This window comes from Myxosarcina sp. GI1(2024) (assembly GCF_053543375.1).
Genome location: NZ_JBKGTY010000009.1, coordinates 116,410 through 126,111, shown reverse-complemented (window position 1 = coordinate 126,111; position 9,702 = coordinate 116,410). Strand labels below are relative to the sequence as shown.

The 9,702-nt window shown below is 43.1% G+C and carries 8 protein-coding genes and 1 pseudogene; 4 read left to right on the top strand and 5 right to left on the bottom strand.

The window, feature by feature from the left end; all coding sequences use genetic code 11:
* Positions 1-101 precede the first annotated feature (101 nt).
* Complete coding sequence (locus ACLFKQ_RS24825) at positions 102-1,556, bottom strand: GTP-binding protein (protein WP_449002361.1); 1,455 nt, start codon at positions 1,554-1,556, stop codon at positions 102-104.
* A gap of 183 nt (positions 1,557-1,739) precedes the next feature.
* Here ACLFKQ_RS24825 and ACLFKQ_RS24820 point away from each other — a divergent pair, with 183 nt between their 5' ends.
* From ACLFKQ_RS24820 to ACLFKQ_RS24810, 3 genes are all read left to right on the top strand, one after another.
* The gene (locus ACLFKQ_RS24820; RefSeq protein ID WP_449002360.1) at positions 1,740-4,364 is read left to right on the top strand and encodes a chloride channel protein; all 2,625 of its coding nucleotides are present in this window, start codon (positions 1,740-1,742) and stop codon (positions 4,362-4,364) included.
* 290 nt (positions 4,365-4,654) lie between these two features.
* Positions 4,655-5,473: an aminotransferase class IV gene (locus tag ACLFKQ_RS24815; RefSeq protein ID WP_449002359.1), complete on the top strand. Its 819-nt coding sequence runs from the start codon at positions 4,655-4,657 to the stop codon at positions 5,471-5,473.
* A gap of 36 nt (positions 5,474-5,509) precedes the next feature.
* Positions 5,510-6,439, top strand: a complete 930-nt coding sequence (locus ACLFKQ_RS24810) for a cobalamin-binding protein (RefSeq protein WP_449002358.1) — start codon at positions 5,510-5,512, stop codon at positions 6,437-6,439.
* A 41-nt stretch (positions 6,440-6,480) separates the two neighbouring features.
* On the opposite strand, the gene ACLFKQ_RS24805 is transcribed toward ACLFKQ_RS24810, so the two are convergent.
* Positions 6,481-6,951 (bottom strand): YchJ family protein, encoded by a 471-nt coding sequence (locus ACLFKQ_RS24805; RefSeq protein ID WP_449002357.1) that lies wholly within the window; start codon positions 6,949-6,951, stop codon positions 6,481-6,483.
* A 90-nt stretch (positions 6,952-7,041) separates the two neighbouring features.
* Between ACLFKQ_RS24805 and aroC the strand changes: the two genes are divergently transcribed.
* A complete protein-coding gene (aroC, locus tag ACLFKQ_RS24800; RefSeq protein ID WP_449002356.1) occupies positions 7,042-8,130 on the top strand; it encodes a chorismate synthase in 1,089 nt (362 codons plus the stop codon).
* Positions 8,131-8,135: 5 nt separating this feature from the next.
* Here the strand turns inward: aroC and ACLFKQ_RS24795 are convergent, their stop codons facing one another.
* The 3 genes and pseudogenes from ACLFKQ_RS24795 to ACLFKQ_RS24785 form a co-directional block, all read right to left on the bottom strand.
* Positions 8,136-8,348: a hypothetical protein gene (locus ACLFKQ_RS24795; RefSeq protein ID WP_449002355.1), complete on the bottom strand. Its 213-nt coding sequence runs from the start codon at positions 8,346-8,348 to the stop codon at positions 8,136-8,138.
* Between the two features lie 663 nt (positions 8,349-9,011).
* Positions 9,012-9,353, bottom strand: a pseudogene (locus ACLFKQ_RS24790) (helicase-related protein); the annotation flags it as partial.
* A gap of 28 nt (positions 9,354-9,381) precedes the next feature.
* The coding region (locus ACLFKQ_RS24785; RefSeq protein WP_449002354.1) for a transposase at positions 9,382-9,702 on the bottom strand (321 nt) is incomplete at its 5' end.

The following is a 9,702-nucleotide window of genomic DNA, read 5'->3' as shown; positions in this document are numbered from 1 at the left end:
TGACAATTTTCTCAGAATGGCAGCTTGGACAAGTAGGCTTTGCTCTCAAGTTATTCAAGCTCGACGTTTATTTTAGATCATTACTTCTACAGGACTACCGCCTATCCTACAAATTTTTTATTGCGAGATAAAGTTAACTTATCCTGTAGTTCAGACTTAATCCGATTGAGAATAGATCGCTCGTCTAGAGAATCAAGAATGGTTTTAACTACAGTTTTTGGGCTTTGTTCTCCCCAAGTGGCACCATTAGCTAAATAGGTTTTAGTAATTTGTCCGATCGCGTAGGAAGATACTCCCGCCACGCTGCCTTGAGCGATCGCCACTGAGAGATAGGGAGCCAGAGAAATTCCCCCAGTTATGGGAATCGTAATCCCTAAAATGCCTTTTAGAGAACTCAAGCCAAGGGTGGCGAGTAATTCGCTCGCGCTCACCCCCCCCATGCTCAGAGCGATATTTTTTAGGAGTTTGACCGCTCCTGCTTGGGTCATGTTAATCCCATAAAGACGAGATAGAGAGATAATCAGCGAGACATCTAGTAACCCCCCAGCAAACAAATCGATCGCCGTCACGGGGTTGAGGGCTACTGCCATCGCCTTGAACATTGTGGCTTTTTGAATCAAATCGTTAGCGGCGCGATCGCGAATTTTCAATTTGCGTTGTAATAACCGTTCGTTTACCTCATCGGCAAAAAGCATACTGTTAAGAGCTACCAAAGATTTACCTTCTCGCTCCAAAAGCTCTAAAATCTTAAGCTTTAATTGCTCTACCTGTGGTTTGCCACGAGCGCGCCTAACTTTTAATTTGCCATTTTTGTCTTTAATCCCTCGAATTTCGATGGGAGAAGCGGCAACCATAACGATTTCCTCGGGAGAAATCAATTCTTTAACTCTCTCCTCTTTAATTTTATGGTAAATCGCTAGGCGATCTGCCTCGGGATACTGGTCGATTTTATTAAACACCAACAGCATTGGCTTGCCCGCTTCTCTTAGTTTGGAGAGGGCACGATACTCTACCTGAGTAATATCTCCTGAGATAGTAAATAAAATTAAATCTACTTGTCGAGCTAAATTACAAGCCAGGGCTTCTCTAGTTTCACCATTAACCTCATCAATCCCGGGAGTATCGAGTAACTGAATTTGTCCTCCCGTAGTCGGTATGGTAAGACGCTGGAGATTTTCTGTACTGTTGGCAATTGGTTCTGGCTGTAGTTGCCAATTAGTGGTACTTACCTGGCGCGTTACCCCATGTAGTGCTCCGGTCGGAAAGATATCTTTACCTACCAAAGCGTTGAGTACGGAAGATTTGCCCCTGCCTACCATGCCGAAAGCGGCAATTTGCACCACAGAATGTTCTAGCTTGTCTAACATCCCGCTCAGGCGCTCGATCTCCGATTCTAGTCCCGAGCGCTCCTCGGTGGTTAAATCGAGATTATCAATTAAATTGCGCAAGCTCTTTTGGGCTTTGCGATAGTTAATTTCGGCGGTAATTTCTTCGAGACTGAGAATTGTGTTATCTAATTCTACAGCCTGCCAAAATTTTTTTGGTCGATCTGACAAAAAGCACCTCTTAGTTGAGTAGTTGGATAGAATTAAATTTATAAGGAGATAGGAAGATATAGAAAGTTTTCACGAGTGTTATCAATCCTGAAGCATTTTCGCTCCTTCGTTCTTCATCCTTTTACTATTGTAGAATTTAAGAAATATAACCGCCTCGCGATAAATAGTTGCTATTTATAAATAATGAAAAATCTGCTTCCTAACTGGCGAAAATCTCAATGGTTAGTGAGTAGTATTACAGACACTCGTTATGCCCTAGTTGAAGCTTGTCTAATTGGTTTATTTTCGGCTATGGCAGCTTTATTACTCAAACAGGGAATTGGCTGGCTGGGACAGTGGCGGGTTAAAACGGCAGCAATTCATGGAGCTTATATATCCCTTCCTCTGATGGGTTTTTTCTTTGGCTGTCTGGCAGGTTGGGCGATCGAATTGTTGTCTCCTTCAGCCGCAGGAGGTGGTATTCCGCAAGTTAAGGCAGCTTTGGCGCGATATCCCATCGTGTTAAATTTGCGGGTTGCCTTAGTTAAAACTCTAGCTACGATCTTTATCTTAGGTGGGGGTTTTACTTTGGGTCGCAGAGGACCTACGGTACACATCGGAGCGGCATTGGGAGCGCAAGTCAGCCGCTGGATCCCTAATTCTCCGACTAACCGCCGTCAGATGATCGCGGCAGGGGCAGCAGCAGGTTTGGCTGCGGGTTTTAATACCCCTATCGCCGGGGTACTCTTCGTCATTGAAGAATTGATGCGAGATATTTCTGGCTTGACTTTAGAAACTGCGATCGCGGCTTCGTTTACTGGTGCGGTTATTTCACGGTTTCTCGGTACGGCAGATCTCAATTTACCGGAGGCTTTATTGGATGCAACTCGACGCGGTAGCTTTGCCCCTGCAGAAATTCCGTTTTATTTATTGTTAGGAGTTCTGGCTGGTATTTTAGGTGGTCTATTCAATCGCTGTATCATTCGTGGCATGAAGTTCAATCGCGGTCTACCCATGCCCAGACCTCTAAAAATTGGCTTTGCCGGGTTAGTTTCAGGGTTAGTAATTGCTTTTTTGCCTGCTTACTTTCGTAACTATGCTGGTCTACGGGAGTTTTTAATTGCTGGGGAGTTGAGTTGGCAATTGACCGCACTAGTGTTTGTCTCCCAGTTTGTTCTGACCATTGTCGCTTATAGTTCTGGTGCCCCTGGAGGTTTGTTTTCTCCTGCTTTAGTTTTGGGTTCTGCCCTAGGCTATATTGTGGGAACTTTTGAAGTCAGCGTCATCGGTACCGAATCTCCCTATACTTTTGCTTTGGCAGGGATGGGAGCTTTTTTTACGGCAGTAGTTAGAGTTCCGATTACGGCAATTGTAATTGTCTTTGAAATGACGGCAGATTTTAATTTAGTGTTGCCGTTGATGATCGTTTCGGCAGTGGCTTACATCGTCGCCGAAAGCGTTTCTGCCGGCTCATTATACGAACACCTTTTAGAAGCAAGCGGCATCGAACTAACCGAAGAACATCCCCATCACGATTTTTTAAGCGAACTCACTGCCGATGATGTGATGGAGTCCAAAGTAGAAACTCTATCGAGTAACCTGACTCTTGCCGAAGTAATTAAAGCCATGTCGCGATCGCACCATCGTGGCTTTCCTGTAGTTGAAGGTGATCGCTTAGTCGGGATCGTTACTCAGTCGGATATTCCCAAAGATAGTCAAAAATCCGGCAGTATGTTACTGAGAGATATTATGACTCCCTCGCCGATTGTGGTCAATCCCGCCACTTCCATTGCCGATGTCCTCTATTTACTCAATCGCTATCAGCTATCGCGCCTGCCAGTTACCGAAGGTTATAAACTGGTGGGAATTATTACCCGCAGCGATATTATCAAAGCCGAAGCTCAACAGCTAACTCACGAGCGCCGCACTAGAATTAAGTCAGAACCAGCCTATGTCGTCTATCGCACTCGTTCTCCTGCCACTGGTAGAGGGCGAATTTTGTTGCCCCTGGCTAATTTGGAAAATGTATCGGGGTTAATGAAACTAGCTTTGGCGATCGCCCAACAGCACAAGTACGAAATTGAATGTCTCCAGGTCGTTCCCATCCCCAGTTATCTTCATCCCGCCCAAGCGAAGGTAAATACTCTTGCTAGTCGCAAGCTGATGCGCCAAATGGAACGTTGGGGACGCAAAGAAAATATTCCGGTACATACTAAAGTCTGTTTGGCTAACGATATTGCCGAGGCGATCTTAGAGACGATTACTAAAGAACATATTAACTTGCTGTTAATGGGTTTCAAAGGTAAGACCGCCAATCCCGAACAAATTTTTGGTAGTGTTACTGATTCTCTAATCGCACAAGCTACTTGCGATCTGTTGTTGGTTAAATTGGGTAAATCTGCCAATTATTTTCCTCTCCGGCTTAATTCCCAAGCTAAGTGGCTGATTCCTACAGCAGGGGGTAAAAATATTCAACAAGCGATTTCCATACTTCCTGGTCTGGCGAGTATCTATCCCGATGCCAATCCTCCAACTGTCGAGCTATGCCAAGTCTATTTTCCCCATAAAACTAAACCGGCTAGCAAAGATGTCCAACAGGTTGTCGATTTTCTGCAAAGCCAAATCAATTTAAAGGTGCGTCCTCTATTGATCCGCGCTCATTCGGTTTCAGAAGCCATTATTAACCTCAACAAGGTAGCTCACTACGATTTAATTATTTTAGGGGCGAGTAACGAGGGTTTGTTACAAAACGCCGTTAGAGGTAATATTCCTAAAGCGATTGCTAAAGAAGTAAATAGCACGGTAATTATCTTTCGCAGTGCCCTTTAAAAGAAGTAGCAGAAGCAGAAGTTTTTCAAAGGATAAGGTTAAAGGTGTGTATGATTTTCCCTTTTACCATTTGGCGTTGCTGATTAAAGTAATGACGTGCAAAATAATACTGTTCGTAAGTCTCTCAATCAATTGTGGCCAACTAAGTACGAGCGCTCGATAAAGAATGAGACTGATGCTCAAAAAATTAGCTCGGAAAAATACTATTTGCGCTTAAGAGCGATCGCGATCGAAAATTATTTAAACTCAGTGTAAATAATCGCAATCGAGAAATAGATAAGGTAAATGTAATGTATTGGTATGATGGCGAACTAAACCACCAAGATACCCTGCAACTCAGTATTAAAGATCCCGGATTGCTCTACGGTACAACGGTTTTTACTACTATGCGGGTTTACGGTTGCTCTTTAAGCCATTCCCTGACTAATTGGAAAGCTCACTGCGGTCGCCTAAAGGAGAGTTTGATAACTTTTGACTGGCAACAACCAAATTGGCAGCGCATCCGACGAGGTTCAGAAATATTATCAGCTTCTTTTCCCGTGGTCAGAATAGCGATCTTTTTCGATGGTCGCGAGTTAATTACGGGACGGGAGCTACCTCCAGATTTAGCTCGACGACAACAACAAGGAATTACCGCTTGGGTAGCTAGAGAAAGTATATTTCGCCGCGATCTAGCTGCATACAAAACGGGGAATTATTTAGGTGCCTACTTGGCTTTACAACAAGCTTATAAACAAGACGCGACAGAAGCGATTTTAGTAGACAGCAAGGGCAATTGGCTAGAAACCAGTACGGGGAATCTTTGGGGCTGGCGCGATGGCTGCTGGTTTACTCCGGCTTTAGAGAGTGGCATTTTACCGGGAATAGCGCGAGCGCAATTATTAAGCTGGCTACGAGCCGATCGAATTCACGTGCGCGAAAATCTCTGGACTCCCGAATTCGTTCGAGATTTACAGGCGCTTGCCTATAGTAATTGTGCAGTAGAAATCCTTCCCATTCATACTGTTAGAGATAAAAACGATCGCATTTACCCTCAGAAACAAGTACACGAGCAGTTACGCGGTTATTTCTCAAGTTACCACACTAATACTAATAACTTTTTACAATAAACTTAGGCTAGGAAATTTTAATTCTGGCAATTTGCTATGACCCACAAAAATAATCTGAGAATTGTTTCACTGTTGCCTAGTGCTACAGAAATCGTTGCCTGTTTGGGAATGACAGAGGCATTGGTGGGACGCTCTCACGAATGCGATTATCCGCCATCAGTTATAGATTTACCCGTCTGCACTGAAGCAAGATTGAATACAGATAAAAAAAGCGGTCAAGTAGATGCTGACGTGCAAACTCTTCTGCGCAATGCGCTGAGCATCTATAGCATTAAAACCGAGGTACTAGAGCGATTAAAACCGACTCATATTATTACTCAAGACCAGTGCGATGTCTGCGCTGTTAGTTTGACAGATGTAGAGCAAGCCATAGCCAAACTTACCGATGCCACGCCTCAAATTATCTCCCTACAGCCAAATTTACTGGCAGAAGTTTGGCAAGACATCGAACGAGTCGCTCTAGCTTTGGAGGTTGATTTTCAACCAGTCTTGTCTCAGTGTAAAAACCGTCTTGAGGCGATCGCGACTACGGTTAGAGACAGAGCCAACCAAATACCTACTGTAGTGGCTCTAGAATGGACAGAACCACTAATGGCGGCGGGAAATTGGATTCCCGAACTAATAGAAATTGCCGGAGGTAAACCTCTGTCGAGCGTTAAGGGAGAGCAGTCTCCCTATCTTTTCTGGGAAAGTTTGATTGAAGCAAATCCAGAAATAATTATTATTATGCCTTGTGGTTTTAATTTGGAACGTACGGAACGAGAAGCGCAAGTTTTAAGGCAACGTCCCGAATGGAGAAGTTTGACCGCAGTTAAAAACGGCAAAATTTTTCTAGTGGATGGTAATGCCTATTTCAATCGTCCCGGTCCGAGATTAGTCGATTCGACAGAAATTCTCGCAGAAATTCTTCATCCCGATTTGTTTGCATTTGGCTATCAAAATAAAAGCTGGAAGTTTATGGTATAAAGCGTTGAATGAAGAACTAGTAATTTCAACGAGCGATTCATTTAAACTCCGTGACATTTTTTATACTTTTTACCGCTACCACACCAGCACGGTTCGTTACGCTTGGGAATTATCGGTGGCAGCAACACGCCATCTAAGTATAACCAGAGATCGCCTTCTTTGATAAACCGAGAACGTTCGTGTAGCTGTTGGGGTTCTCTGACTAAATAAACCGCAACAAATTCGACAAAGCCAATTTCAGCTGCTGGTTGCCCTTGGCTAGTATCGATAATTTTCAAATTCAACCAGGTGGTATTCTTAGCACTGTGAGATAATTTCAGGCGATCGTCAAATTTACGCTTGCTAGGATGCAGCGTAGCAATTAAATATTCAATATTGCTTTTGTAAAAAGCCGTATAGCGCGATCGCATTAACCGTTCTGCCGTTGGCGCAGTTGCTTTACCCGACAAATAAATTTGGCAACAGTTGGGATACTGGAGATTACTTCCACAAGGACAAACTTTTGGTGACATCGATAAAATACCAGAGTAATAATTAAAATTTCTCTCTACAAGCTAAGTACGATACAATATACATCTCTAAACCCAACAGATAAGAGCAACATGGGTAATACCTTCGGACATTTATTTCGCATTACTACCTTTGGCGAGTCTCATGGTGGTGGGGTTGGTGTGGTTATCGATGGATGTCCGCCCCAGCTAGAAATTAGTGAAGCAGAAATACAGGTAGAGCTAGATCGCCGACGTCCGGGACAGAGCAAAATTACTACACCCCGTAAAGAAACAGATACTTGCGAAATTATTTCTGGCGTGTTTGAGGGTAAAACCTTGGGAACCCCGATCGCTATTTTAGTACGTAATAAAGACGCTCGTTCTCAAGACTATAAAGAGATGGCGGTAAAATATCGCCCTTCCCACGCTGATGCTACCTATGATGCTAAGTATGGTATTCGCAACTGGAAAGGAGGGGGACGTTCCTCGGCCAGAGAAACTATCGGCAGAGTAGCAGCAGGTGCGATCGCCAAAAAAATTCTCCGGCAGGCAGGGGGAGTCGAAATCATTGCTTATGTCAAGCGGATTAAGGATCTTGAAGCTGTAGTAGATCCCGATGCGGTTTCTCTAGAACAAGTAGAAAGTAATATTGTGCGCTGCCCCCATAGTGACTGTGCCGAACGCATGATCGATCTAATCGATCGCGCTCGCCGAGATAAAGATTCCCTCGGTGGGGTAGTAGAATGCGTGGTTCGTAACGCTCCCAAGGGTTTGGGAGATCCTGTCTTTGACAAACTAGAAGCAGATTTGGCTAAAGGAGTGATGTCCCTTCCGGCTACTAAAGGTTTTGAAATTGGTTCGGGTTTTGCGGGAACCACTATGACCGGAAGCGAACATAACGATGAATTTTACATCGACGATCGGGGGGCGACTCGCACCGTTACCAATCGTTCGGGAGGAGTACAGGGGGGAATTTCTAATGGAGAAAATATTATCATTCGCGTTGCCTTCAAACCTACGGCAACCATTGGTAAAGAGCAGCAAACCGTAACCAATACAGGAGAAGCAGCAGTACTGGCGGCAAAGGGAAGACACGATCCCTGTGTTTTACCCCGAGCGGTGCCGATGGTAGAGGCGATGGTCGCTTTAGTGCTGTGCGATCGCTTTATAGTCCATCGAGCACAGTGTAAGGTATTATAAAAAAATTAAAACTGTGATACAATAATGTTATTATGCGAAGCTATAGGGGTAAGTTTGGGATTTGCTAATGTAGTGTCTCTTCCTTCATCCGATTCTAGTTTGGCAGTTAAATCGGGCATTTCTTCCCAGCAGTGACGGCAAAACCAATAGCTGCGATTGCCCTCGAGACAGTGTAACATCGAATTAGAACAACAAGGGCAGATTTTATTAACGTTCACGATTATTTACACCTCTATTAAATGAAGAAATATTAAATAGCTGATTTCTTAATTTCAATATAGATATTAATTTTTCAACTTTAAAGATTTAGGCAAATTACGCAACAGATTCTTTAAAAATCTTTAAATAAAGTAAGAAAGTAAACTACTAGCCGTTCTCAATTGGATTAAAGCAGTGTAGGTGGTAGACAAATAACGAGGGACATTCTCGATGTGGATGTAACTAAAAGATCGGTGGAAGTTCCTTGAAATCTAGACCAACCAAAACAAGCTGTTGCTCGAGTTTATCGCGGCGATCGCACCTCTGAAAAATCTGGCGAACTTTGTTTGAGTATTAGTCAGCACAGGTACCGCAGAAGCCCATACAAACAATAATTAATTTTTTACGCCCCGTCTTTCTTGCTTACAGAACCTATATGTAGTATCCTTTTAAGGATTTCATCTAGTTAGTTTTTAGTCTTGTCCATTTAAAATAAGCAAATTGTTTTTTTAAATTCTGGATAAAGATTATTTGGTAATTTAAAAAGATCTAATAAAAAAGAACCAAGATCGCTGAATAAATTTCATAATAAGATTAAGACTAGATGTTCATTATTATTTACCTTTTACTCGAGCGTGTCATAGCTGACGCGCTTTTTTTCTGTCTATTTTTGAGATGAGGTTTTATAAATTATATTGCTCTTGAAGCTCGAGTAGTTTGTCGATCGCTTCTTCGGCATTATTAGCTAATTCAGCAAAGGAAATTAGTCTGGCTAATTCTTTGCGTAACAGGTTTTTTTCTACTTCCCAAGTATCGCGATCGAGGTTGGGCGGTACCACAATAGTGTCAAATAAAGTTGCCTTATCTTTACCGGGATAGGGACGTAAAATTCTACCGCGTCGTTGAATAAATTGACGGGGATTGGTACTACTAGCCAAAATTACAGCTGTTGCGATCGCAGCAATATCGATACCTTCATCCAAACAGCGAATGGCAACTAATCCTTGTAATTCTCCTCGTTCGGATCTGTCAATAAGTTTGTGTCAAAGAAAGTTAAAGTGGAAGCCGTCCTTCAAACTCGATGGCAAATCGATTTAAAGCAGCTTTCCAATCCCGTAAAGGTCTAGTCCATCTCTGAGATAAGTTATTAATCGCAAGATAAATAACTTTGAGCGCAGCTTCATCTGTTGGAAAAATCCGATGATTCTTCAACACTTTTCTAAGAGTCATATTCATCGACTCGATCGCATTAGTGGTGTAAATAATGCGACGGATTTCTGGAGGAAACTGGAAAAACGGAATCACGTGCTGCCAGTGAGCCAGCCAAGACCTACTAATTGGGGCATAAGTGGAGTCCCACTTGTCAGCAAAAGT